Origin of the sequence: Sphingopyxis sp. H053, from assembly GCF_001468225.1 — a bacterium.
Classification (GTDB): Bacteria; Pseudomonadota; Alphaproteobacteria; order Sphingomonadales; family Sphingomonadaceae; genus Sphingopyxis.
Genome location: NZ_LNRU01000001.1, coordinates 289,711 through 312,697, shown reverse-complemented (window position 1 = coordinate 312,697; position 22,987 = coordinate 289,711). Strand labels below are relative to the sequence as shown.

23 protein-coding genes are annotated in these 22,987 nt (G+C 67.3%); 16 read left to right on the top strand and 7 right to left on the bottom strand.

Annotation, left to right across the window (positions count from 1 at the left end; genetic code table 11):
- Positions 1–20: 20 nt before the first annotated feature.
- Positions 21–1,811, bottom strand: coding sequence for a DUF4153 domain-containing protein (locus ATE70_RS01465; RefSeq protein WP_058536179.1), 1,791 nt, complete (start codon positions 1,809–1,811; stop codon positions 21–23).
- A 139-nt stretch (positions 1,812–1,950) separates the two neighbouring features.
- On the opposite strand from ATE70_RS01465, the gene ATE70_RS01460 reads away from it, so the two are divergent.
- The 5 genes from ATE70_RS01460 to ATE70_RS01440 all read left to right on the top strand — a co-directional run bounded on the left by ATE70_RS01460 (position 1,951) and on the right by ATE70_RS01440 (position 6,504).
- Entirely contained in the window at positions 1,951–3,255 is a 1,305-nt protein-coding gene (locus tag ATE70_RS01460) for a DUF3089 domain-containing protein (protein WP_058536500.1), read from the top strand.
- A gap of 115 nt (positions 3,256–3,370) precedes the next feature.
- Positions 3,371–3,832, top strand: coding sequence for a Holliday junction resolvase RuvX (gene ruvX, locus ATE70_RS01455; protein ID WP_058536178.1), 462 nt, complete (start codon positions 3,371–3,373; stop codon positions 3,830–3,832).
- Positions 3,829–4,116 (top strand): DUF1294 domain-containing protein, encoded by a 288-nt coding sequence (locus tag ATE70_RS01450; protein ID WP_058536177.1) that lies wholly within the window; start codon positions 3,829–3,831, stop codon positions 4,114–4,116. The genes ruvX and ATE70_RS01450 overlap by 4 nt, the downstream gene beginning before the upstream one ends.
- Before the next feature lie 178 nt (positions 4,117–4,294).
- Positions 4,295–5,290: an aspartate carbamoyltransferase catalytic subunit gene (locus tag ATE70_RS01445; protein WP_058536176.1), complete on the top strand. Its 996-nt coding sequence runs from the start codon at positions 4,295–4,297 to the stop codon at positions 5,288–5,290.
- Positions 5,281–6,504: a dihydroorotase gene (locus ATE70_RS01440; protein WP_058536175.1), complete on the top strand. Its 1,224-nt coding sequence runs from the start codon at positions 5,281–5,283 to the stop codon at positions 6,502–6,504. The genes ATE70_RS01445 and ATE70_RS01440 overlap by 10 nt, the downstream gene beginning before the upstream one ends.
- Before the next feature lie 139 nt (positions 6,505–6,643).
- Here the strand turns inward: ATE70_RS01440 and ATE70_RS01435 are convergent, their stop codons facing one another.
- The 3 genes from ATE70_RS01435 to ATE70_RS01425 are packed head-to-tail and all read right to left on the bottom strand — an operon-like array spanning position 6,644 to position 9,490.
- Entirely contained in the window at positions 6,644–8,035 is a 1,392-nt protein-coding gene (locus ATE70_RS01435; protein WP_058536174.1) for an SPOR domain-containing protein, read from the bottom strand.
- Positions 8,036–8,057: 22 nt separating this feature from the next.
- Positions 8,058–8,750 carry a hypothetical protein gene (locus tag ATE70_RS01430; RefSeq protein WP_058536173.1) on the bottom strand — a complete coding sequence of 231 codons (693 nt, stop codon included), beginning with the start codon at positions 8,748–8,750 and terminating at the stop codon, positions 8,058–8,060.
- Positions 8,751–8,767: 17 nt separating this feature from the next.
- Positions 8,768–9,490, bottom strand: a complete 723-nt coding sequence (locus ATE70_RS01425) for a ParA family protein (RefSeq protein ID WP_037518907.1) — start codon at positions 9,488–9,490, stop codon at positions 8,768–8,770.
- Positions 9,491–9,747: 257 nt separating this feature from the next.
- Here ATE70_RS01425 and ATE70_RS01420 point away from each other — a divergent pair, with 257 nt between their 5' ends.
- Together ATE70_RS01420 and ATE70_RS01415 are read left to right on the top strand one after the other, a co-directional pair.
- Positions 9,748–11,010, top strand: a complete 1,263-nt coding sequence (locus ATE70_RS01420; protein WP_058536172.1) for an SPOR domain-containing protein — start codon at positions 9,748–9,750, stop codon at positions 11,008–11,010.
- A gap of 66 nt (positions 11,011–11,076) precedes the next feature.
- Positions 11,077–11,910 carry a phosphate/phosphite/phosphonate ABC transporter substrate-binding protein gene (locus ATE70_RS01415; protein WP_058536171.1) on the top strand — a complete coding sequence of 278 codons (834 nt, stop codon included), beginning with the start codon at positions 11,077–11,079 and terminating at the stop codon, positions 11,908–11,910.
- A 20-nt stretch (positions 11,911–11,930) separates the two neighbouring features.
- On the opposite strand, the gene bla is transcribed toward ATE70_RS01415, so the two are convergent.
- Entirely contained in the window at positions 11,931–12,845 is a 915-nt protein-coding gene (gene bla, locus ATE70_RS01410) for a subclass B3 metallo-beta-lactamase (protein ID WP_058536170.1), read from the bottom strand.
- A gap of 234 nt (positions 12,846–13,079) precedes the next feature.
- On the opposite strand from bla, the gene ATE70_RS01405 reads away from it, so the two are divergent.
- Positions 13,080–13,955 carry a LysR family transcriptional regulator gene (locus tag ATE70_RS01405; RefSeq protein WP_058536169.1) on the top strand — a complete coding sequence of 292 codons (876 nt, stop codon included), beginning with the start codon at positions 13,080–13,082 and terminating at the stop codon, positions 13,953–13,955.
- Between the two features lie 54 nt (positions 13,956–14,009).
- On the top strand, positions 14,010–14,216 hold the full coding sequence (locus ATE70_RS01400) for a hypothetical protein (RefSeq protein ID WP_082639313.1): 207 nt from the start codon (positions 14,010–14,012) through the stop codon (positions 14,214–14,216).
- Positions 14,217–14,375: 159 nt separating this feature from the next.
- Here the strand turns inward: ATE70_RS01400 and ATE70_RS01395 are convergent, their stop codons facing one another.
- Positions 14,376–14,726: a DUF2200 domain-containing protein gene (locus ATE70_RS01395; RefSeq protein ID WP_058536168.1), complete on the bottom strand. Its 351-nt coding sequence runs from the start codon at positions 14,724–14,726 to the stop codon at positions 14,376–14,378.
- 213 nt (positions 14,727–14,939) lie between these two features.
- A complete protein-coding gene (serB, locus tag ATE70_RS01390; RefSeq protein WP_058536167.1) occupies positions 14,940–15,824 on the bottom strand; it encodes a phosphoserine phosphatase SerB in 885 nt (294 codons plus the stop codon).
- On the opposite strand from serB, the gene miaA reads away from it, so the two are divergent.
- From miaA to bioD, 7 genes are all read left to right on the top strand, one after another.
- Complete coding sequence (gene miaA / locus ATE70_RS01385; RefSeq protein WP_058536166.1) at positions 15,823–16,797, top strand: tRNA (adenosine(37)-N6)-dimethylallyltransferase MiaA; 975 nt, start codon at positions 15,823–15,825, stop codon at positions 16,795–16,797. The genes serB and miaA overlap by 2 nt on opposite strands.
- Positions 16,798–16,872: 75 nt before the next feature.
- Positions 16,873–18,627, top strand: a complete 1,755-nt coding sequence (gene ilvB / locus ATE70_RS01380; RefSeq protein WP_058536165.1) for a biosynthetic-type acetolactate synthase large subunit — start codon at positions 16,873–16,875, stop codon at positions 18,625–18,627.
- Between the two features lie 5 nt (positions 18,628–18,632).
- Positions 18,633–19,151: an acetolactate synthase small subunit gene (ilvN, locus tag ATE70_RS01375; RefSeq protein ID WP_037518885.1), complete on the top strand. Its 519-nt coding sequence runs from the start codon at positions 18,633–18,635 to the stop codon at positions 19,149–19,151.
- A 97-nt stretch (positions 19,152–19,248) separates the two neighbouring features.
- Positions 19,249–20,289, top strand: coding sequence for a ketol-acid reductoisomerase (gene ilvC, locus ATE70_RS01370; protein ID WP_058536164.1), 1,041 nt, complete (start codon positions 19,249–19,251; stop codon positions 20,287–20,289).
- Positions 20,290–20,508: 219 nt separating this feature from the next.
- On the top strand, positions 20,509–21,120 hold the full coding sequence (locus ATE70_RS01365) for a DUF6151 family protein (RefSeq protein ID WP_058536163.1): 612 nt from the start codon (positions 20,509–20,511) through the stop codon (positions 21,118–21,120).
- A 93-nt stretch (positions 21,121–21,213) separates the two neighbouring features.
- Positions 21,214–22,350 carry an 8-amino-7-oxononanoate synthase gene (locus tag ATE70_RS01360; protein WP_058536162.1) on the top strand — a complete coding sequence of 379 codons (1,137 nt, stop codon included), beginning with the start codon at positions 21,214–21,216 and terminating at the stop codon, positions 22,348–22,350.
- The gene (gene bioD / locus ATE70_RS01355) at positions 22,347–22,955 is read left to right on the top strand and encodes a dethiobiotin synthase (RefSeq protein ID WP_058536161.1); all 609 of its coding nucleotides are present in this window, start codon (positions 22,347–22,349) and stop codon (positions 22,953–22,955) included. Before ATE70_RS01360 ends, bioD begins: the two co-directional genes overlap by 4 nt.
- Positions 22,956–22,987: the final 32 nt, after the last annotated feature.

Genomic DNA, 22,987 nt, shown 5'->3' with positions numbered 1-22,987 from the left:
GCGCGTCAGGGAGGACTAAATCACTCGAAATCGCCGCCCACCGGCTTGCCGTTCACAAAAATCTGGCGGCGCGTCACCGCGCGCACTTCGACCCCGCCCCGTTCCATATCGCCGACGGTCAATTCGCGTCGTTTCTGTTCGGCTGGATCGCTTCCCTCATAATAGTCGCTCCACTTCTTCGTCGTGGGGTCGATCGCGAAGTGCGTCAGCATGCCGCCTTGCGAAACGACCGCGACGCGGCTGTCGCCGACCCATTGCACGATACAGGGCGCCGTGCGGCAAAAGCTCCGCTGGTCGAGCAACGCATAAAGTTCGGCAGGCAGCGGCCGGCTCGCGGGCTGAACCCGCACTTTCTCTTCGATCTTGCGCGCGCCAAAGGCGGCATCGCGCGCCGTCATCGCCTCGCCGTCGCGCTGGAGCGCCCAACGGTCCTGTGCCTTCAGCGCCCAGCTCGCGAGGCCCGCCTTCGTTTTGTCGGCCGACTTCGCAATATCCCGCAGCGCCGCGCGGCCGCTCGGCCCGAAATCGAACGCCATCGCCGCCCAGTCGAATTTTTCGACCGGCACCGCCCCCGATTTCAGCCGCGCCAGCTGATCGCGCGTCGAAATCGTCCCGAAATCGAGGATCGGCAGCGCAAGGAAGAGCGCGAGCAATGCCAGCCCGATCGCCAGCCGCTGTTGCAGCGGACGCAGCCAGTCGTCGAAATCGCGCCGCCCCTTCACCACGGCCCACAGGCCCGCAATCCCGTAAGCGAGCGCGATGACCGCCGCGATCACGCCCCAGATGCGCTCGGGGGTCCAGCCATATTGGATCACCCGCAAATGCATCGAGTAATAGGCGATCCCCGCCAGCGGCAGCACCGCAACAACCAGCACCGGCGCCGCCCAGCGCAGCACCGGGCTCGTCGCACGGTCGTCGCTGCCATTGCCGATCACCGCATTGGCGAGCAGCACCGCGAACGCCGCCGCCGCCATCATCACCGCCGCGGTCGAAAAGCCCGAATCCCAGAGCTTTTGCAGCCCCGTCCCCGCAAGCGACAGCAGGAACAGCACCAAAGCAACCGCCAGCACCGGCGCCAGCACCGCGAGCACCATCATCACCAGCCGCTGCAATGTCGCAACCAGCCTGTCGCGCTCGCGCAGCAGGCCCACCGCGCCGCCAAACGCCGCGCCCGCAAGCATCCAGCCGAACCATTCGTCGTTGAGCAGGTCGAAGATCAGGTTGATCCCGATCAGCTTGAACATCTGCCCGATCAAGACGGTCAGCAGAAAGGTGATGCCGACGAAGGCCAGCGACGCCGCGCCGATCACCGCATCGGTCCACGCATGGCTGTGGAGCCGCTCATACGGCATCTGCCACAGCTTCCAGAACCGCCAGTCGGGCGCGACATCGCGCCGCGTCTGGAACAGAGGCGTCGCGACGAGCACCGCGAGTATCCCCGACCAGAACGGCCATTCGACCGGATTGCCCTGAATATTATACGCCGCGGTCTGCCATGCGATCAGTCCGAGGATGACGCCCCAAAGAACCGCGAAACCCAGCGCCCACTGCCAGCGACGCAGCTCGACCCCCAGCACGAACACGACCGCCGCGACGGCAACGCCGGTCGCCAGCGCGCTGCGCCAGTGCGACAGCGCGTCGTCATAATGATGATCGATCAACAGGTAAAAGCCGAGCCCGGCGAGCGCGCAGATCGCCGCCATGATCCACGGGCGCAGCGGCCACGGCAGATCATTCTCGTCGAGGCGTGCCGAAACGTGGAGCGGACGGAGGGGCGAATCGGGGGCGGCGGGTGCGGTCGCTTCGGTCATGCGTCAAAGCCTTTCGCGTAAAACCATCTTCCTGAACCTGTTTACGGATCCGAATTCCGCATGACGAGTTATTTGTAGCCGGGCACCGGAGCCGCTAGAGAAGCCCGAATTCATCTCTCCCGACCGTATGGAATCCCATTTGGCCCGCAAATTTCTCTACATCATTGCCGCCGTCATCCTGCTGATCGTCGCCGCCGGGGTCGTGTACCAGCTCTTCCCGGGCTGGATCGCGCGCACCGCCTTCGTCCCCAGCACCGAATTCAAGCCGCAGGCGGCGGTCGCCCCGAACGCTTATGACGACCCGAAAATGTGGTTCGCGCGCCCGGGCATGGAAAAGGACCCGTCGGCGTGGCGCCCCGCCGCCGACGGCAGCGAGACCCCCGGCACCGAAGACGCCGCAGCGCAGGCAGGGCAGATCATCCCGCCCGCCAACGCCGCCCCAACCACAACCGAAGCCGCGACGCCGAAGGGCGACGCCGCGATCTTCTTCGTCCACCCAACGAGCTATTACAGCCGCTCGAGCTGGAACGCCCCGCTCGAGGACCGCGATTCCGACCACCGCGCGAACCTGTTCGTGCAGGGCATGGCGAGCGCCTTTGCCGACGCGGGCGAAATCTGGGCGCCGCGTTACCGCCAGGCGACGCTTGGCGCCTTCCTCGCGCAGGACCGCGTCACCGCGGGCAAGGCGATCGACTCGGCCTATCGCGACGTCGAGGAGGCGTTCGACGCCTTTCTCGCCGCGCAGCCGAAGGACAAGCCGATCATCCTCGCGGGCCACAGCCAGGGTGCGCTCCACCTCACGACATTGCTCCGCACGAAAATCGCGGGCACCCCGCTCGCGAAACGCATCGTTGCGGCGTACGTCATCGGCTGGCCGGTCAGCCTCGACACCGACATCGCCGGGCTCGGCCTGCCCGCGTGCCAGACCCCCGAACAAAAGGGCTGCATCATCGGCTGGGCGAGTTTCGCCGAGCCCGCCGATCCCGCGATGGTCACCGGCGCCTATGACGGCACGATCGGTTTCGACGGCCGCCCGCGCGCCGAAACGCGAATGCTCTGCACCAACCCGCTCACCGGCATCCCCGACACCGAAGCCCCGCCCGAGGCGAATATCGGCACGCTCAAGCCGACCGAGGGCTTCAAGAGCGGGTCGCTGATCGCGGGCAAGATCGGCGCAAAATGCGACGACACGCGCGGTTTCCTGATGATCGGCGACGCCGACATCGCGAAAAATTACGTCGTCGCGGGCTATGTGCTCCCCGGCAACAATTATCACGTCTACGACATCACCCTCTTCTGGGCGAACGTCCGCGCCGACGCCCTCCGCCGCCTCGCAACCTATGAGGGCAAGCCGTCGCCGGTGCCGCCACCCGCGGCGCCGACGCCCGCCCCCGCCTCTCCTCCTTCGTCACCCCTTCCCTCACCTTCGTCACCCCGGACTTGATCCGGGGTCCCGCTATCTAATCCGCTCGCATCGGCCGAAGTCGAGATGCCCATCGGCAGGGCATGCCTTCACGGTGTCTCGACTTCGCTCGACACGAACGGCTAGGGATGGTCGCATGATCACCACCGCCGCCCCCGATTTCGCTGCCCACTTCCCCAACGGCGGCCGCATCATGGGCCTCGACGTCGGCACCAAGACGATCGGCGTCGCCTTCTGCGATGTGAACTGGAGCTTCGCGACCCCCGACAAGACGATCATCCGCAAGAAATTCTCGGTCGATCTTGAAACGCTGAAAGCCCTGATCGCGCATCACAACATCGTCGGCCTCGTCGTCGGCCTGCCGCTCAACATGGACGGCACCGACAGCCCGCGCACCCAAAGCACCCGCGCTTTCGCGCGCAACCTCGCGCCCCTCGCCCTCCCCCTGTTGCTCTGGGACGAACGCTGGTCGACCGCCGCGGTCGAGCGCGCGATGATCGCCGCCGACGTCAGCCGCGCCAAACGCGCCGAACGCGTCGACAGCGCCGCCGCGGCGTTCATCCTGCAAGGCGCCATCGACGCGATGACGCGCGGTTGACCGCATATATCCCGATCTGGCTTGGCACAACGAACGGGATCGCGTTCGCCCTGATGGTCCTCGACAAGAAATTCGCCAAAAGCGGCGCGCGGCGCATTTCCGAAACTACCCTCCTCGGCTGGTCGCTGCTCGGCGGCGCCGCCGGCACCTTCGCCGCGTCGCGCCTCATCCGCCACAAGACGCGCAAACAGCCGTTCGCGGCGCAGATGATCGCGATCCTGTTCCTCGAACTCGTCGTTCTTTTGCTGTGGGCGCTCGGGTTTCTTGATCCGCTGATCGCCTGATCCTCCCTATGGCGAAGCCATGGGGAGGGGGACCGCCGCCGTAGGCGGTGGTGGAGGGGCCGCTACGTCGCGCTATAACCCCTCCGTCAGCGCTCCGCGCTGCCACCTCCCCATCGCTGCGCGACAGGGAGGATCATACTTGCCAGAATCGCCCCGCCTGCGTAGACGCTCGGCTTTAATGACAACATCAACACTCCGACCCGCCAGCGACTATCCGCCCGGCGGCGATGCCTTTCGTCATCGCCACCTGATCGGCATCGCCCAGCTCACCCCGTGGGAGATTTCCTACGTTCTCGACGCCGCCGAGCAATGGGTCGATTTGAACCGCTCGGGCGCCGCCAAGCACGACGACCGGCTCGCGGGCCTCACGATCATCAACGCCTTTTTCGAAAATTCGACGCGTACGCTCCTTTCGTTCGAAATCGCGGGCAAGCGCCTCGGTGCCGACGTCGTCAACATGCACGCCGCGCAGTCGAGCGTGAAGAAGGGCGAGACGCTGATCGACACCGCGATGACGCTGAACGCAATGCGCGCCGACGCGATGGTGATCCGTCACGGCAGCTCGGGCGCGGTCCAGCTTATCGCCGACAAGGTCGACTGCCCCGTGCTCAACGCGGGCGACGGCCGCCACGAGCATCCGACGCAGGCGTTGCTCGACGCGCTCACGATCCGCCGCCGCCTCGGCCGCGTCGAGGGACTCACCATCGCCATCTGCGGCGACGTCCTCCACAGCCGCGTCGCACGCTCGAACATCCTCGCCCTGACCTTGCTCGGCAACGAGGTGCGCGTCGTCGCCCCGCCGACGCTCACCCCGCCCGCGATCGACCGCATGCACGTCACCACCTTCACCGACATGGACGAAGGCATCAGGGACGCCGACGTCGTGATGATGCTCCGCCTCCAGAACGAGCGCATGGACGGCGCCTACCTGCCCAGCGCACGCGAATATCACGCACTCTACGGCCTCACCGAAAAACGCCTCGAAAAAGCGAAACCCGATGCGATCGTCATGCACCCCGGCCCGATGAACCGCGGAGTCGAAATCGACAGCAATGTCGCCGACGATCCGGTGCGCTCGACGATCACCGAACAGGTCGAAATGGGGGTCGCGGTGCGCATGGCATGCCTCGACATCCTGACGCGCCGCAAGCGGGGAGTCGCCGGATGGAACTGAAGCCGCTCCACATCACGAACGCGCAGCTGGTGGGCGCCGACACGCCGCGTGCGGGCAGCCTGCTCGTCGTCGACGGCCGCATCGCCGCGCTCGATCCGGCCGAAATCCCCGACGGCACCGAGACCGTCGACGCCAAGGGCCAGTGGCTCGCCCCCGGCATCATCGACCTCGGCGTCTTTGCGACCGACAAGCCCGCCTTCCACTTCGGCGGCATCACGCGCGCCGCGCTGATGCCCGACAACGGCCCGCTCGACGGCGCCGGGCTCGTCGAGCGCGCCGCAAAAGGCGGCAAGCCCGACCTCTGGGTCCACCCGCTCGCCGCCGCCACAAAAGGTCTCGCGGGCAAGGAACTCGCCGAAATCGGCCTGATGAAACAGGCGGGCGCGCGCGCCATCGCCACCGGCCGCGCGCGCATCGCCGACAGCGGCGTGATGCGCCGCGTCCTCGCCTACGCCGCCTCGCTCGGCCTCGTCACGATCATCCATGCCGAGGACGAAGGGCTCACCGCCGGTGCGGTCGCGACCGACGGCGAGATGGCGACGCGCCTCGGCCTCGCCTCCGCCCCCGCCATCGCAGAGGCGATCGCAATCGCGCGCGACCTCGCGCTCGTCGAAGAAACCGGCGCCCCCGTCCATTTCCGCCAGGTCACCACCGCGCGAGGGCTCGAGCTGATCCGCGCCGCGAAAGCGAAAGGGCTACCCGTCCTCTGCGGCATCACCCCCGCGCACCTGCTGCTCTCCGACACCGCGATCGGCGATTTCCGCACCTTCGCGCGCCTGTCGCCGCCGCTCCGCTCAGAAGACGACCGCCACGCGTGCCTCGCCGCGATCGCCGACGGCACGATCGACATCCTCGCCTCGGGCCACGACCCGCGCGGCCCCGAGGACAAGCGCCTGCCCTTCGCCGAGGCTTTGCCCGGCATGGCGGGCGCCGAAACGCTGCTCGCGCTCGGCCTCGGCCTCGTGCGCGACGGCCATATCTCGCCGGGACGCCTGTTCGAACTGCTCGCGGGCACTCCCGCCTGCCTGCTCGGGGTCGACGCCGGCAAACTCGCGGTGGGCAAAGAAGCCGACCTCATCCTCGTCGACGAGGGTACGCCGTGGCAGGTCGACGCGAAGAAAATGGCAGCCTGGGCCGGCAACACGCCCTTCGACGGCATGCCCGTGCAAGGCCGCGCGACGATGATGTGGAAGGGCGGATTACGCATCCGTTAGGTCTGCTTTGGGGTGGTGAGCGGACGTTGTTTCCTTACCCTTCGTGTTGGAGTCGGCAACCGGTCGGACCCGGACACCCCCAAACAAAAGAGGCGCGGCCTTGCGGCCACGCCCCTCCCCCTTATCCGGGTAAAGTCTTTTAGCGCGAAGCGAGCCGCATCGTGCTGGCCTTCGACGCCCACTGGATCGTCTCGCCGCCGCCCATCGCGCGGATGAAACAGGTCTGACCGTGCGCCTTCAACTCGTTGCACAGGCTCGTCGCGTCGGCGCGCGTCGCGAGGCCGTTCACCGTCAGGCGATAGAAATTGCGGCCGTTCACCGTCGCGGCGTGGCTCGACGCCGGGAAATTCGCCAGCATGGCGCTCCGCTTTTTCAGCGTGCCCCATTTTTCCTTGGCAATGCCCAGGCTGTCATAGGCACCCAGCTGCACAGCCCAGCCGCTCGGCTTCTTCGCGTCGAAACCCATCGCCTTCGGGATCAGCACCGTCGCCAGCTCGAGCGCCTGCTGCTGCGCCGGGCGGATGCGCCCTTCGCCGGCAACGCGGGGTGCGGCGCGATAGGGCGCGGCGTCGGCAAGGATCACCTCGCCCGCGGGTTTCGGCTGCGGCAATTCGGTCACCGGCACGACGCCGTCGGCGTTGCGCTGGGGCATCGGCAGTTCGACGCTGCGGATCGCGCTGCTCGCATCCGCAAGGACGGGCGGCGGCGGCGCATAGTCCGCGACCGGCGCCGGATCGGCGCTCGCGAGCTGGATTGCGGGCTCGGCTGCGGCCATTTGCGGGGCGCCGAAATTGCTGAGCGCAAGCTGGACCGGCATGCCGGCATCCTGCCGCACCTTCGTCCCGATCAGGCTCGCGACGCGCATCTGCGCATCGGGCTGTTCGGCCAGCTTCGACCATTCGGCCATCCGCCCTTCGAGCTTGGCGATCGACAGATCCTGCGAAGCGAGGATACGCGCCTGCGCCCAGCGGCCCGACAGCGCGAACGCCAGCGCCAGATTCTGCCGCGTCCGTGCCCCGGCGCCTTCGGCGCGCGCGGCTTCGCTCAGCACATAGATCGCGCCTTCATTATCGCCCGCGAGCGCCAGCGCCAGCCCGAGGTCCGACGCCGGCACCACCGCGCGATGCTCGGTCAGCAGCGTGACGGCTTCCCTGCCCTTGCCCTGCGCGATTTGCGCGAGCGCCAGCGAAAGCACCGTATTGCCGTCGCTCGCGCCGAGTTCGATCGCCTCGGTCAGCGCCGCGGTCGCCGATGCAAAGCGCCCGTCATTGAGGTACGCCTGTCCCAGCAGCGCGCGATAACTTGCATCGCGCGGGCTGCCCTGAACCGCGGCTTCGGCCAGGCCGACCGCCTTGCTGGCTTTCCCGGCTTCGAGCGCGACGCGCGCCTCGCTCGCCGATTTGGCGGCGACCGCGGGCTTGCCGGCGGCGCGCGACGGCGCGTCGGCCATCTTGCCCATGCCGCTGCATCCGGTGGCCACGCTCAGGACAAAACCCGAAACGGCCAGGTTCATCAGCATCTTGCGGTTCATGACGGGTCCCCCTCTTTATTCTTCAGCGCTGTCCGCGCACCGGGCGCGTCGCCGGCAGGCGGCTCGCCATCGCGTCGATTTCGGGCAGCGAAGCCAGATATTCGTCGAGCAGGTCGGTCAGGATCACCTGCGAAGACCGGTTCGTCACCGCGCTCGCGAGGCGCAGGCGCAGATGGCGCTCGGCATCGAGGCGCAGCGTGAAGGCGGCCTTTTCGCGAGCACGGAGCGCGCGCGGTGCCTTTTCTTTCTTCGGCGCCGGCGCCGGACGCGCCTCGACCTTGCGCGCCACCGCGGCGACGCGTTCGATCAGCGATTCCTGCTGGCGGACGATTTCCGGAACCTCGGGGGCTTCGGCTTCGAACTGGTCGACGCCATAATCGTCGGCCGGAGCGGCAAACTCGCCGGTATATTCGGCCGAAAATTCGGGCGTCAGCTCGTGACCGACGCTCTCGTCGACCGCATGTTCGGCCTCGACATTATGCGCCAGCACCGATCCGGTGAGCAGCGGCTTCAGGTCGAGCATCCGCGCGGGTTCGGCCGACTGGTCGGGATCGACATCATAACCCATGTCGTTCCAGCCGAGGTCGTCGTAACCGCCGGGGTTGAGGGGTGCGGGGCCGCTACCGAGCGGCTGGCGGCGCATGGCGGGACGCGCTCCACCCTTGCGGGCAAGCAGTCCGGCGCTCAGCGATGCGAGAGGTTTTGGTTCGCCCATGATTCCCGTACTCCCCGTCACTGGCCAGCGATGCGGCGGCCAAAGCCACCACCCATCGGGCGAACCGCGCCATAATTGCCCTGTGTGGGCAGCGGCGCGGCAAATACGGTCCTGCGGAAATTCTTTTCGAGGCGGTCGTTCATATAAGTCCACAGCTGGCGGATCTCGTCGGCCGAGCGTCCGTTGGGATCGACTTCCATCACCGTGCGGCCGTCGATCATCGACGCGGCATAATCGGTGCGGTGGTGCAGCGTGATCGGGGCGACGGTGCCGTGCTGCGACAGCGCGACCGCGGCTTCGCTGGTGATCTTCGCTTTCGGCGTCGCGCCGTTGACGACGAACACCAGCGGCTTGCCGGCGCGTTCGCACAGGTCGACGGTGGCGCCGACGGCACGCAGGTCATGCGGGCTCGGCCGCGTCGGGACGACGATCAGCTCGGCGACCGAAATCACGCTCTGGATCGCCATGGTGATCGCCGGCGGCGTATCGATGACCGCCAGCTTAAAGCCCTGCTGGCGCAGGATTTCGAGGTCGGAAGCCAGCCGCGCAACGGTCGTTTGCGCAAAGGCCGGAAGGTCGGTTTCGCGCTCGTTCCACCAGTCGGCGAGCGAGCCCTGCGGATCGATGTCGATCAGAACGACGGGGCCGGCGCCCGCAAGCTGCGCCTGCACCGCGAGGTGCCCCGACAGCGTGGTCTTTCCCGACCCGCCTTTCTGTGAAGCCAATGCCAATACGCGCACTGCGTTTACCCCCTCGGAAATCCAGAATTCGGCGAAGGGATGCCATGCGGGGCGCTAAAATTGGGTTAACGATGATAAAAAGAGGGTGAACGACTTCCTCGCGAATATGGTAAACGCTCTCCTAAGACGAACTTGTACCAGAACGGATCAAGTTCGGCGTGGGCGCTTTTGTCGCTAACGCCGTGTTAGCCAATTGGCGCTATAAAGACCCGGGGACTGCAGCCGGCCTCATGCGGCGCAAGTCATTGGAGAATAAGATGCGTTCTTTCCGCACCGTCCTTTCGCTGGCTCTGCCGCTGATCGCGGCATCGATGCTGGCGGCACCCGCTTATGCCGACGTCAAGGACGGCGTCGATGCCTGGCAGGCGGGCAATTATGCGGCAGCGGTTGCCGAATGGCGCCCGCTCGCCCTCGCCGGCGACGCCGATGCGCAGTTCAATCTGGGGCAAGCCTATAAGCTCGGCCGCGGCGTTCCCGCCGATCTCGTGCAGGCGGAGGCATGGTATCGCCGCGCCGCCAAGCAGGGACATTTGCAGGCGGAGGATAATCTCGGCCTCGTGCTCTTCACCGCGAACCGCCGGCAGGAGGCGATGCCCTTCATCATCGCTTCGGCCGCGCGCGGCGAACCGCGCGCGCAATATGTCCTCGGCACCGCGCACTTCAACGGCGACCTCGCGGCAGAGGACTGGCCGCGCGCCTATGCGCTGACCAAGCGCGCGAGCGACGCCGGGCTCGGCATCGCTTCGGCGCGCCTCGCGCAGCTCGACAATCTGATCCCGCTCGACCAGCGCCAGCGCGGCCTCGCGCTGCTCCCCGAAATCGAGCGCGGCGAACAGCAGGCGCGCCTCGCCGCGGTCAACGCCGCTGCGCCGCCCGCGCCCAAACCCGTGCCGGCGGCCTCGCCGGTGAAGGTCGCGAGCCTGCCCGCCTCGACCCCCGGCACCCGCTACACACCGCCGCCGGTGATCGACACGCCGCCCGCCGCCAAGCCCACGCCGGCACCGCAGCCCAAACCCGAGCCGATCCGCAACGTCGCGGTGGCCTCATCGCCCGTGGCGAGCGCCGCCGCAGCCGCCGCCGCCGAAGCAACCGCCAACGCCGTCGCCGCCACCGGCCAGCCGGGCACGACCTACGCCGCGCCGCCCGAAAGCGGCAAACTGCCGCCGAAGGCAGAGCCGGCAAAGCCCGCGCCCAAGCCCGCCGAACCCAAGCCGGCGGCGGTCAAGCCCGCACCCGTCGCCACCGCTGCAGCCACGCCGGCGCCGGTCCGCGTCCACAACGGCACCGCGAGCCCGTGGCGCGCGCAACTCGGCGCCTTCGGCGTCGAGGCGAACGCCCGCAATCTCTGGACCGCGCTCGAAAAGAAAAATCCCGCCTTCGCCGGCCGCACGCCCTATCTGGTCAAAAGCGGCAAGCTCACCCGCCTCCAGGCCGGCGGCTTCGCGAACAAGGGCGAAGCCGAGAGCTTCTGCGCGAGCGTGCGCAAGAGCGGTCAGGCCTGTCTGGTGATGAATCGCTAGTCGCGCCGACATGTCGTTCGTCGGAGAATCCTTTGCTTCGGCGACCGTCCCGTCCATCGCGCGGTCATGATTCTGACTCTTCTCGCGGCGTGGGCATCGCCGGTTGAAACACCACCGGCGCTGCGCGTCGGCACCTATCATTATCCGCGCTACGACCGGTCGGTTGCGCTCGCGCCGCTTGCCGCACTCGTCGAACGCGCGTCCGGGCGGCCGACCGAGGTCCGCTTGCTCGACACGCCCGAAGCGCTGGCGAAGGCGCTCTGCCGCGGCGAGATCGATATTGCGATGACCAATCTCGGCGCATTCGTCGAGGCTCGCTCCTGCCCGGATGTCCGGCCGATCGCCGTCCTTTCCACGCCTCCGGCCGTGCTCGATCGCTATCGGGGCGTCCTGCTCGTGCGCCGCGACAGCGGGCTTGCGTCGCTCGACGCCCTCGGCGCACGCGCCGGCGACTTGCGCTACACCGAAGTGCTGCCGGGCTCGACGTCCGGCGCACTGGTTCAGGCGGCCGCGCTGCGAAGCACCGGTCGCGCCCCGGCTTTTGCGACACGGCGCCATGCGGGCACCCACGAAGCCGCCCTCGCTGAGCTGCTTGCCGGCCGCACCGACGTCGCGGCGCTCGCCGAAGGCCCCTGGCGCCAGTTACAGGCCGACGATCCCGGCACCGCCGCGACACTTCGCCAGGTCTGGCGATCCGATCCGCTCCCGCCGGGGCCGCTGGTCTGTCGCGACCAGGCATCGGTGCCCTGCGCCGCCGTGCACCGCGCTCTCCTCGACGACGACGGCGAGGTGGCGGTCGCGCTGTCGAAAGGATGGAGCGAAACCGAGGGCGCCGTGCGTTTCGGTGCCTATGACCCGGCCCGCTATGATCCGTTCCAGGCGGAGCCGCCGCTTCCCTGACTAGAGTCGCGGCAGGCGGGTCAGGATCCGGCCGCTTCCTTCGCGAGACGCGCTGCCAGCGCCTTGCGCGACCGCTCGGCGTAAGCGCGGCACGCACCCGGCTGGTCATTATATCGTCCGCTCCCCGCATTGTCGGGGTGCGCGGAAATCAGGATATCGCATGCGAGCGCGTCCATCTTGCGATGACTCGCTTCGAACGCCTTTACGATCGGCGCGCTCGCCGGCGCAGTATAACGATAGTCGTCGGCCGACACCGGGTTGAGGCTCGACGCAAAGACGATCGTCTTGCACATCTGCTTCTCGCACGCCCGCCAGCTCCAGCTCATGCTCCCCATCGTGTGCCCCGGCGTCGCCACCGCCGTGATCGCGGCCTTGCCCAGCTTCAGCACCTCGCCGTCCTTGACGACCCGCAGCTGCGTCACGGCGGGCCAGCTGCCGCCATAGGCGAGCTGCGGGTCGTCCGCCGCATGTTTGCCCGACCGCAGCCCCTCGGCGCCGCGCGCGCTCGCCACGACGGTCGCGCCGGTGTCGCGCGCCAGCGCGGCGATTCCGCCGGCGTGATCGAAATGCGGTTCGGTGCTCAGAATAAATTTGATGTCTTTGGGGTCGAAACCCAGCGCGCGGACATTGGCGAGGATCGCGGGCGCCGCCTGCGGCAGCGCGCCGTCGACCAGCACCAGCCCGTCGCCGGTATCGATCAGCGCGACGCTCAGCCCGCCGAAGCCGACGAGATAGCTTGTCCCGAAAATCTTCTCAGGTCTGGCAGGCGCCAGCCATTCGGCCGCCCGCGAGGCCGCAATCGGCCGCGTCAACGGGTCGTCCGCACCCGGCGCGACCGCGCCCGCCACCATCTGCGCCTTCGCCTCTTGGGCGAGCGGCAGCGGCACATGGCTCACACCCGCAAGCCAGGCGGCAATTGTCATCATCGCGATCATATCTGTCTCCCTTCCCCGCCGGGATGCCGCGCTCGGGCGCCGCCCACAAAGCATGATTTCTCGACAAAGCCATGAGAATTTTTCATACATTTCTCCCAAAGCTTTCGTCACCCCGGACTTGATCCGGGTCCACTCGCGCCGCCGTCGGGCCATGGATCCCGGATCAAGCCTGTCCTGAGCCAGTCGAAGGGTCCGGGATGACGAGGCAGGCCATATCACAATACAGGAAGCCCAATGGACCGCGCCCAACTCCCCCTCAACGCCCTCCGCGCCTTCGAGGCCGCGGCGCGCCACCTCAACTTCACCCGCGCCGCGATCGAGCTCTGCGTCAGCCAGGGCGCGGTCAGCCATCAGGTCGCGCAGCTCGAACGCCGTCTCGGCACGCGCCTCTTCCACCGCCTGCCGCGCGGCCTCGCACTCACCGACGAGGGGCATGCGCTCGTCCCCGTCGTCGCCGATGCCTTCGACCGTGTCGCCGCGACGCTCGACCAATATGCGGGCGGCCGCTTCCGTGAGGCGCTCAAGGTCGGCGTGGTCGGCACCTTCGCGACCGGCTGGCTGCTCCCGCGCCTCGACGCCTTCGCGCGCCTGCACCCCGCGATCGACCTGCGCATCTCGACGAACAACAACCGCGTCGATCTCGCGGGCGAGGCGCTCGACTATGCGATCCGCTTCGGCGACGGCGCCTGGCACGGCACCCATGCCGAACCTTTGCTCGCCGCGCCGATGGCGCCGGTCTGCGCCCCCGCGATCGCCGCGCGCCTCAAGACCCCCGCCGACCTGATCCACGAACGCCTGCTGCGTTCGTACCGCGCCGACGAATGGGCGCTCTGGTTCGCCGCCGCGGGCGTGCCCGTCCCCGTCCTCCGCGGTCCCGTCTTCGACAGCTCAGCCTTGATGGCGACCGCGGCGGCGGCAGGTCAGGGCGTCGCGCTCGCGCCCCCGGCGATGTTCACCCGCGAACTCGCCGCCGAGCTGCTCGTCCAGCCCTTCGCGGTCACGATCGACGCCGGCCGCTACTGGCTCACCCGCCTGATGTCGCGCCCCGAAAACGACGCGATGCTGCGCTTCCGCGGCTGGCTGATCGATGAAATCGCCGCGACCGCATAACCATCCCGCTTTCCCCACTGGACAGAATCATCGCGCTGCCGCTACCCGGCCGCCATGGGTATCACCGCAACAATCATGAACACCGCCACCGGCCAGCCGATCCAGAAAATGACCTTCGGCCGCATGCCGAAACCCTGGGCCAGCTTCAACCTCGCCACCGGCGAACTCGTCACCGCCGAGCGGATCGACGTGGCCAAACCCGAACCCGGCAAATTCGCCGCGACGGTCCATGTGTGGGTAAAGGTCAAGACCAAGGACTGACGCCAATCCGTCGGCGCCGCGCCCGCGCCGGATCACCGCGCCGACATCAATTTCCGCACCAGTGTTGACGACGTAAACATCGACCGCATTTGCCCGACAGCAATGTTAACATCGTTAATACTGGCAGGATAAAGCGCGCGATCACGTCATCGTTCGTGATCAGCTCCGCAAGATCTTCTCCATCTTCTTGCCCCGCGCGAGTTCGTCGATCAGCTTGTCGAGATAGCGGATCTCCTTCATCAACGGATCCTCGATATTCTCGACCTGGATGCCGCAAATCACCCCGGTGATCAGCTCGCGCGCCGGATTCAGCTTCGGCGCCCCGCCAAAGAAATCCTCGAAGTTCGTCCCCTTCGCCAGCTCGCCCTCGAGCGCCGCCTGGCTATATCCCGTCAGCCAGCGAATAATCTCGTCGACCTCGGCCTTGGTCCGCCCCTTCTTCTCCGCCTTGGCGATATAATGCGGATAAACGCTCGCGACGCTCATTGAATAGATGCGGTGCTTCGCCATACGCCCTCCACATTTCGCAACAATCTGCCCCGACCCTTTTCGTCACCCCGGGCTTGACCCGGGGTCCCGCTTTTTCCATCCATCGAAGATGGAGCGCGGCAACCAACTGGCAGGTTTGTTCGACTCGCCCGTTTGAGTAGCAAGCGGGACCCCGGATCAAGTCCGGGGTGACGATGCCGGTTTATGTCGACGACAAGCCGAAAGCGCCCCGCCCTACCCCAGCACCCAGCTCCGCCGCGGATAACCCTGCGCCCACAGCAAGGCCGTCAAATCATGATGCCGGATCACCGCCGCCGCCGCCTCGCCCGCCGCGGGGTGCGGGTAATAGCCGATCCCCAGTCCCGCCGAGGTGATCATCGGAATGTCGTTCGCGCCGTCGCCGACCGCCAACGTCTCGGCGAGCGGCAGGCCGTGTTTCGCCGCCTCGGCCTTCAGCGTCTCCAATTTCGTTTTGCTGTCGACGATCGGCTCGCGCACCTTGCCGGTCAGCTTGCCGCCCGCGATCTCCAGCTCGTTCGCGACGACCTTGTCGAACCCGATCGCCTCGCCCACCGGGCCGGCAAAGGCGGTGAAGCCGCCCGAGATCAGGATCGAGTGCGCGCCATGCGCCTTCATCGTCTGCACCAGCGTCCGCGCGCCGCGCGTCAGCCGCACGCGCTCCATGCGGCAGTCGGCCAAGGTCGCCTCGGGCATCCCCGCGAGCAATCCGACGCGTTCCTCGAGCGCGGCGCGGAAATCGAGTTCGCCGCGCATCGCACGCTCGGTGATCGCCGCGATCTGCGGCTTCAGCCCCGCATAATCGGCGAGTTCGTCGATGCATTCGACGGTGATCATCGTCGAATCCATGTCGGCGATGATCAGCTTCTTCGTCCGGTCGCCCAGCGGCTGGACGACGATGTCGAGCGAGCCATGGTCCATCAGCGCCAGTTCCTTGCGCGCGCTCACCAGGCTGCCGTGGAATACGATGTCGGCCGCGTCATGCTCGTCGATCCAGTGCGGGGCACCGACATCGTGCCCCGTCGCGGCGAGCCGGTCGATCCCTTCGCGAACCACCTCGTCGGTCAGCTTTCCTGCTGCTATCAGCGTCGCGACGAACATGGCATCTCCTTCTTTCTCGACCGCCAGGACGCGGCCTCCCGTGGCACTTATCGCCGGACCCACCGCCAGCGGCAAGAGCGCTTTGGCGGTCGCGCTCGCAAAATCTCTTTGCGGGACAGGCCGGGACGCGCTCGTTGTCAACGCCGACGCGAGCCAGGTCTATGCCGACCTTAGCATCCTCTCGGCGCGGCCGACCGATGCGGAGATGGACGGCATATCCCACCGCCTCTTCGGCCACATCGACGCCGCCGACGCGCATAATGCCGTGCGCTGGGCGGACGAGGCGCGCGGCGTCATCGCCGACGCGCACGCCGCGGGGCAAGTCCCCATCCTCGTCGGCGGCACCGGCCTGCACATGCGCACCCTGCTCCACGGTATCGCGCCGGTGCCCGAGATCGACCCCGACATTCGCGAGGCCGTCCGCGCGCTCCCCGTCGCCGACGCGCACGCCGCGCTCGCCGCCGCCGACGCGCAAGCCGCCGCGCGCCTCAACCCCGCCGACACCACCCGCGTCGCGCGCGCGCTCGAGGTCGTGCGCTCGACCGGCCGTACCCTCGCCGACTGGCAGCAGGCGATCGCGGGCGGCATCGCCGATGAGATCGCGCTCGCCCCGCTGGTCCTCCTGCCCCCGCGCGAATGGCTGCGCGACCGCTGCGACGCGCGCCTCGTCCAGATGTTCGAACGCGGCGCGGTCGAGGAGGCCAAAGCCCTGCTCGCACGCGGTCTCGACCCCGACCTCCCCGCGATGCGCGCGATCGGTGTGCCGCAGATTGCAAGCCACCTCGGCGGCGAAATCACCCGCGCCGAGGCGCTCGAGCTGACGCAGGCCGCGACGCGCCAATATGCAAAACGCCAATATACGTGGTTCCGCAACCAGCCGCCCGCTGACTGGCCGCGCCACACCGAGTCATTAAACATCGATTCCATCAAGGAATTAGCAATAATATTACGTGATAAGCTGTTGACAGGTTAGAATCATACACCTATTGCCCGCACCCTGTTGCAGCGCACAAGGCGCTGCCTTTTTGTGTTTGGAAGGAGTTTCGTCGTGACGGAAATGAGTGGTGCCGACATGGTGGTTCAGGCGCTGGTCGACCTCGGGGTCGATACGGTGTTCGGCTATCCGGGCGGCGCGGTCCTTCCCATCTATGACGCGCTCTACAAGCACCCGACGATCCAGCACATTCTCGTCCGCCACGAACAGGCGGCGACGCACGCGGCGGAGGGCTATGCGCGCTCGACCGGCAAGCCCGGCGTCGTGCTCGTGACCTCGGGCCCCGGCGCGACCAACGCCGTCACCGGCATCACCGACGCGTTGCTCGATTCGATCCCGATGGTCGTGCTGACGGGTCAGGTGTCGACCGCGCTGATCGGCACCGACGCGTTCCAGGAATGCGACACCGTCGGCATCACGCGCCACTGCACCAAGCATAATTATCTGGTGATGGACCCCGACCGCCTCGGCCCGATCATGCACGAGGCGTTCCACATCGCGACGCACGGCCGCCCCGGCCCCGTCGTGATCGACATCCCCAAAAATGTGCAGGTCGCGACCGGCCAATATGTGATCCCCGAAAAGATCGCGCACAAAAGCTATCGCCCGCAGGTCGAACCCGACGCCGATGCGATCGCCGCGGCGGTCGCGATGATCGCCGCGGCCGAGCGCCCGATCTTCTACACCGGCGGCGGCGTGATCAACGCCGGTCCCGACGCCAGCGCGGCGCTGCGCCAGCTCGTGGCGCTCACCGGCGCGCCGGTCACCTCGACCTTGATGGGCCTCGGCGCCTTCCCGTCGGACGACGAGAAATGGCTCGGCATGCTCGGCATGCACGGCACTTACGAGGCCAATATGGCGATGAACCGCGCCGACCTGATCATCGCGGTCGGCGCGCGCTTCGACGACCGCGTGACGGGACGCCTCGACGCTTTCTCGCCCGATTCGAAGAAAATCCACATCGACATCGACCGCAGCTCGATCAACAAGATCGTGCCCGTCGACCTCGCGATCGTCGGCGACGCCGGCCGCGCGCTCGATGCGATCATCGCGGGCTGGCAGGCGGCGGGCCACAACGGCCGCGACCTGGGCGAATGGTGGCGCCGCGTTGACGGCTGGCGCGCAACGCGCTGCCTCGACTTCCCCGAAAAGAAGGACGCAAGCGCCGAAATCATGCCGCAGCGCGCGGTGAAGGCCTTGTTCGACGCGACGCGCGGGCTCGACCCGATCATCACGACCGAGGTCGGCCAGCACCAGATGTGGGCGGCGCAGCATTTCGGCTTCGCGGCGCCCAACCGCTGGCTCACCAGCGGCGGGCTCGGCACGATGGGCTATGGCTTCCCCGCCTCGGTCGGCGCGCAGATCGCGCACCCCGACCGCCTCGTCATCTGCATCGCGGGCGAAGCCAGCTTGCAGATGAACATCCAGGAAATGGGCACGGTCAGCCAGTACCGCCTGCCGGTGAAGATCTTCATCCTCAACAATGAATGGATGGGGATGGTCCGCCAGTGGCAGGAACTGACCTATGAAAGCCGCTATTCGAACAGCTATTCGGACAGCCTGCCCGATTTCGTGAAGCTCGCCGACGCTTACGGGTGGACGGGCCTGCGCATCGATAATCTCGGCCAGCTCGAGGACGGCATCAAGAAGATGATCGAGACCCCGGGACCGGTGATCGTCGACTGCCGCGTCGCGCAGCTCGCCAACTGCTTCCCGATGATCCCCTCGGGCGCCGCGCACACCGAAATGCTCCTCCAGCCGAGCGACGTTACCGGCACGATGGACGACGAAGCCAAGGCACTGGTGTAAAACATATGAAAATCAAAACCGAAGCCGGCGAGCGCCACGTGCTCGCCATCACCGTCGACAACGAAGCCGGGGTGCTCGCCAAGATCACCGGGCTGTTCACCGCGCGCGGCTATAATATCGAAAGCCTGACGGTGGCCGATATCACCGCCGACCACGCGCTGTCGCGCATCACCATCGTCACCTCGGGTCCGCCGCCGATCATCGACCAGATCATCGCGCAGCTCGACCGGCTCGTCCCCGTGCACAAGGTCATCGACCTCAACGACGCGGGCGAAGCGCATGTCGAACGCGAAATCGCGCTCGTGAAGGTCGCGGGCACCGGCGACAAGCGGATCGAGGCGCTGCGCATGGCCGACGTCTTCCGTGCGAAGGTCGTCGACACGACGCTCACCAGCTTCATCTTCGAAATCACCGGGACGAGCGACAAGGTCGACCGCTTCATCGCGCTGATGCGCGAATGCGGGCTGGTCGAGGTCGGCCGCACCGGCGTCGTCGCCATCGCCCGCGGGTCGGAGGCGCTCTGAGTCACCGTCATCCCAGCGCAAGCTGGGATCGCACGCAGTTTAACACCGAGACCGATCCCAGCTTGCGCTGGGATGACGAATAATAGGGAAGAAAGACATGCAGGTTTATTACGATCGCGACGCCGACCAGGATCTGATCAAGGGCAAGAAGGTCGCCGTCGTCGGCTATGGCAGCCAGGGTCACGCCCACGCGCAGAACATGCGCGACAGCGGCGTCAAGGAGGTCGCGATCGCGCTCCGCCCCGGTTCGGCAACCGCCAAAAAGGCCGAAGCCGCGGGCTTCAAGGTGCTTTCGAACAAGGAAGCCGCCGAATGGGCCGACGTGATCATGATCGCCGCCCCCGACGAGCATCAGGCAAAAATCTACGCCGACGACATCGGCCCCAACATGAAGCCCGGCGCCGCGCTCGCCTTTGCGCACGGCCTCAACATTCACTTCGGCCTGATCGACGCGCGCCCCGACATCGACGTCTTCATGGTCGCCCCCAAGGGCCCCGGCCACACCGTGCGCAGCGAATATCAGAAGGGCGGCGGCGTCCCCTGCCTGATCGCGGTTGCGCAGGAAGCGCAGGGCGCGGGTTCGTCGGGTAACGGCTTCGCCAAGGCGCTCGCCCTCTCCTACGCGTCCGCAGTGGGTGGCGGCCGCAGCGGCATCATCGAGACGACCTTCAAGGAAGAGTGCGAAACCGACCTCTTCGGCGAACAGGCCGTGCTCTGCGGCGGCATCACCCACCTGATCCAGGCGGGTTTCGAAACGCTCGTCGAGGCGGGTTATGCCCCCGAGATGGCCTATTTCGAGTGCCTCCACGAAACCAAGCTGATCGTCGACCTCCTCTATGAAGGCGGCATCGCGAACATGCGTTATTCGATCTCGAACACCGCCGAATATGGCGACATCAAGACCGGCCCGCGCATCATCACCGACGAAACCAAGGCCGAAATGAAGCGCGTCCTCGCCGACATCCAGTCGGGCCGCTTCGTGAAGGATTTCGTGCTCGACAACCAGGCCGGCCAGCCCGAACTGAAAGCGAGCCGCAAGGCCGCCGCCGCGCACCAGCTCGAAAAGACCGGCGCTGAACTCCGCGCGATGATGCCGTGGATCGCCAAGAACCAGCTCGTCGACAAGTCGAAGAACTGACGGAAATCCTCCCTGTGGCAAAGCCATGGGGAGGGGGACCGCTCGCGAAGCGAGTGGTGGAGGGGCCAGCAACGTCGCGCCATTGCCCCTCCGTCAGCGCTTCGCGCTGCCACCTCCCCATCGCTGCGCGACAGGGAGGATTGGAACCGCAATTGATGATCGCGAGGCTTGTCCCTGACTGCCCTTCCGCAATCGCGGGCAAGGCGCTAGGGCCGGCTGATGACCTCATCCGATCTCTCCTTCGCCTGCGACTGCGGGACCGTTACCGGAACGATGACCGTCGTTTCGGGCGAGGGCGACCATGTCGTCTGCCACTGCACCGATTGCCAGAACCTCACGCACCATCTCGGCCACGCGCAGTTGCTCGACGCGCACGGCGGCACGTCGCTCTATCAGACGCGCTGCGCGCGCATGCACCTCGACACCGGCCGCGACCGGCTCGCCTGCCTCCACCTGACCGACGCGCCGACGCTGCGCTGGTATGCAGCCTGCTGCCGAACGCCGCTGTTCAATACCTTCAAGAACGGCAAACTCCCCTTCATCACGATCCTGACCGCCGCCTGCGATCCGGCAAGGCGCGAACGGGTCTTCGGGCCACTACGCGGCCATCTCTTCACGCAGGACGCAACCGGCGACGCCAGCCATCTGCCCCGCATGGGTACGCCGACGCTGATGCGGCGCTTTTTTATTCGGGCGATCAAGGACATCGTCTCGGGCGACCGTCGGAAAGCCGCGCTTTTCGACGCAAAAACACTCGAACCGATCGCCACCCCGCACCGGCTGACCGGCGAAGAACGGCAGGCGCTAAGAGGCGGCAGCCGCACAGACTGAAAAACTTCGTCATCCCCGCGAAAGCGGGGACCCAGCGAGCCAGCGTTGCTACTGGGTTCCCGCTTTCGCGGGGATGACGAGAGAAGGAAGAAGATGGTGACCTCCCCTTTTATCGCCCACCACGCCGACCTTGCGGCGCTCGCGCACGACAGCCGCCGCCGCACCCTCGCGCCGCGCGCCGGGCGCGATTTCGCGTCGAACGACTATCTCGGCCTCGCCGATAGCGAAGCGCTCCGCACCGCCCTCGCCGCCGGCATCGAACGCGGCCTTCCTGCGGGCTCGGGCGGCTCGCGCCTGCTCCGCGGCAATCACGCCGAGCATGAGGCGCTCGAAGCGCACGCCGCGCGCCATTATGGCAGCGAAGCCGCGCTCTTCTTCCCCACCGGTTTCGCCGCCAACGCCGCGTTGTTCGCGGCGCTCCCCCAGCGCGGCGACCTCGTCGTCCACGACGAACTGACCCACGCGAGCGCGCACGACGGCATGAAGCTCGGCCGCGCCGGCAGCATCGCCGCCGCGCACAACGACGCACAGGCATTCGAGGACATCATCACCCGCTGGCGCGCGGGCGGCGGCGCCGGAACCCCATGGATCGCGGTCGAAAGCCTCTACAGCATGGACGGCGACCGCGCCCCGCTCGCCGATCTCGCTGCGGTCGCCGACCGCCACGACGCGGTGCTCGTCGTCGATGAAGCGCACGCGACCGGCGTGTTCGGCCCCGGCGGCACCGGCCTCGCACACGCGCTGCCGCGCCGCGACAATTTGATCACCCTCCACACCTGCGGCAAGGCCTTGGGCGCCGAGGGTGCGCTGCTCTGTGCCCCCGCAGTCGCGACCGACTTCATCGTCAACCGCGGCCGCCCCTTCATCTTCTCGACCGCGCCATCGCCCTTGATGGCGTGGCTCGTCCGTCAGGCGATCGAGATCGTCGCGAACGAGCCCGAACGGCAGGCGCGCCTCCACGCCCTCGTCCGCCACGCCGCCGAACGCCTCGTGCCGCTCGGCATCCCCGCCAGCGGCACGCAGATCCTGCCCGTGATCATCGGCGACAACGATCGCACGATGCGCATCGCGGGAAGCCTGCGCGACGCGGGCTTCGACATCCGCGGCATCCGCCCACCGACGGTGGCGCAGGGAACCGCGCGTCTCCGCATCGCGATCACGCTCAATGTTGACGAAGATAACATAGACGATATGGCCGACGCGCTGGCGCAGGCGATGGCCGCGGCATGACGCGCTTCGTCGTCACCGGCACCGATACCGGTATCGGAAAAACCATCTTTTCCGCCGCTTTGGCACAGGCCACCGGCACGCCTTACTGGAAACCGATCCAGTCGGGTCTCGAAGAAGAGACCGACAGCGAGGCCGTCGCGCGCCTCGCGGGCGTGCCGATCCACCCCGAAGCCTGGCGCCTCATCACCCCCGCCTCGCCGCATCTGGCCGCCGAAATTGACGGCGTTAACATCGGCATCGAAACGCTGACCCCGCCAACCGGCAACCTCATCGTCGAGGGCGCCGGCGGCGCGCTCGTTCCCGTGACGCGCACGACGCTCTACGCCGACCTGTTCGCGAAATGGCAGGTTCCCGTCATCGTCTGCGCACGCACCGCGCTCGGAACGATCAACCACAGCCTGCTCACGATCGAGGCGCTCAGCGCGCGCGGCGTCCCGATCCACGGAATTGCCTTTCTCGGCGACACGGTGGAGGACAGCGAGGCGATCATCTCCGACATCGCGGGCGTTCGCCGCCTGGGCCGCCTGCCGATCATCGATCCGCTGACCAGCGAAACGCTCGCCGCCGCATTCAGCGCAAACTTCGACCTCGCCGACTTCCTCTAATTTTCGTCACCCCCGCGAGGGCGGGGGTCCCG

Coding starts and splice junctions, on each gene's coding strand:
- ATE70_RS01395 (WP_058536168.1), bottom strand. CDS start 14,726: ATGGCGAAGCACCGCATCTATTCAATGAGCGTCGCGAGCGTTTATCCG.
- ATE70_RS01405 (WP_058536169.1), top strand. CDS start 13,080: ATGGACCGCGCCCAACTCCCCCTCAACGCCCTCCGCGCCTTCGAGGCC.
- ATE70_RS01400 (WP_082639313.1), top strand. CDS start 14,010: ATGGGTATCACCGCAACAATCATGAACACCGCCACCGGCCAGCCGATC.
- ruvX (WP_058536178.1), top strand. CDS start 3,371: ATGATCACCACCGCCGCCCCCGATTTCGCTGCCCACTTCCCCAACGGC.
- ATE70_RS01445 (WP_058536176.1), top strand. CDS start 4,295: ATGACAACATCAACACTCCGACCCGCCAGCGACTATCCGCCCGGCGGC.
- bla (WP_058536170.1), bottom strand. CDS start 12,845: ATGATCGCGATGATGACAATTGCCGCCTGGCTTGCGGGTGTGAGCCAT.
- ATE70_RS01465 (WP_058536179.1), bottom strand. CDS start 1,811: ATGACCGAAGCGACCGCACCCGCCGCCCCCGATTCGCCCCTCCGTCCG.
- serB (WP_058536167.1), bottom strand. CDS start 15,824: ATGTTCGTCGCGACGCTGATAGCAGCAGGAAAGCTGACCGACGAGGTG.
- miaA (WP_058536166.1), top strand. CDS start 15,823: ATGGCATCTCCTTCTTTCTCGACCGCCAGGACGCGGCCTCCCGTGGCA.
- ATE70_RS01365 (WP_058536163.1), top strand. CDS start 20,509: ATGACCTCATCCGATCTCTCCTTCGCCTGCGACTGCGGGACCGTTACC.
- ATE70_RS01360 (WP_058536162.1), top strand. CDS start 21,214: ATGGTGACCTCCCCTTTTATCGCCCACCACGCCGACCTTGCGGCGCTC.
- ilvN (WP_037518885.1), top strand. CDS start 18,633: ATGAAAATCAAAACCGAAGCCGGCGAGCGCCACGTGCTCGCCATCACC.
- ATE70_RS01420 (WP_058536172.1), top strand. CDS start 9,748: ATGCGTTCTTTCCGCACCGTCCTTTCGCTGGCTCTGCCGCTGATCGCG.
- bioD (WP_058536161.1), top strand. CDS start 22,347: ATGACGCGCTTCGTCGTCACCGGCACCGATACCGGTATCGGAAAAACC.
- ATE70_RS01440 (WP_058536175.1), top strand. CDS start 5,281: ATGGAACTGAAGCCGCTCCACATCACGAACGCGCAGCTGGTGGGCGCC.
- ATE70_RS01430 (WP_058536173.1), bottom strand. CDS start 8,750: ATGGGCGAACCAAAACCTCTCGCATCGCTGAGCGCCGGACTGCTTGCC.
- ATE70_RS01415 (WP_058536171.1), top strand. CDS start 11,077: ATGATTCTGACTCTTCTCGCGGCGTGGGCATCGCCGGTTGAAACACCA.
- ilvC (WP_058536164.1), top strand. CDS start 19,249: ATGCAGGTTTATTACGATCGCGACGCCGACCAGGATCTGATCAAGGGC.
- ATE70_RS01435 (WP_058536174.1), bottom strand. CDS start 8,035: ATGAACCGCAAGATGCTGATGAACCTGGCCGTTTCGGGTTTTGTCCTG.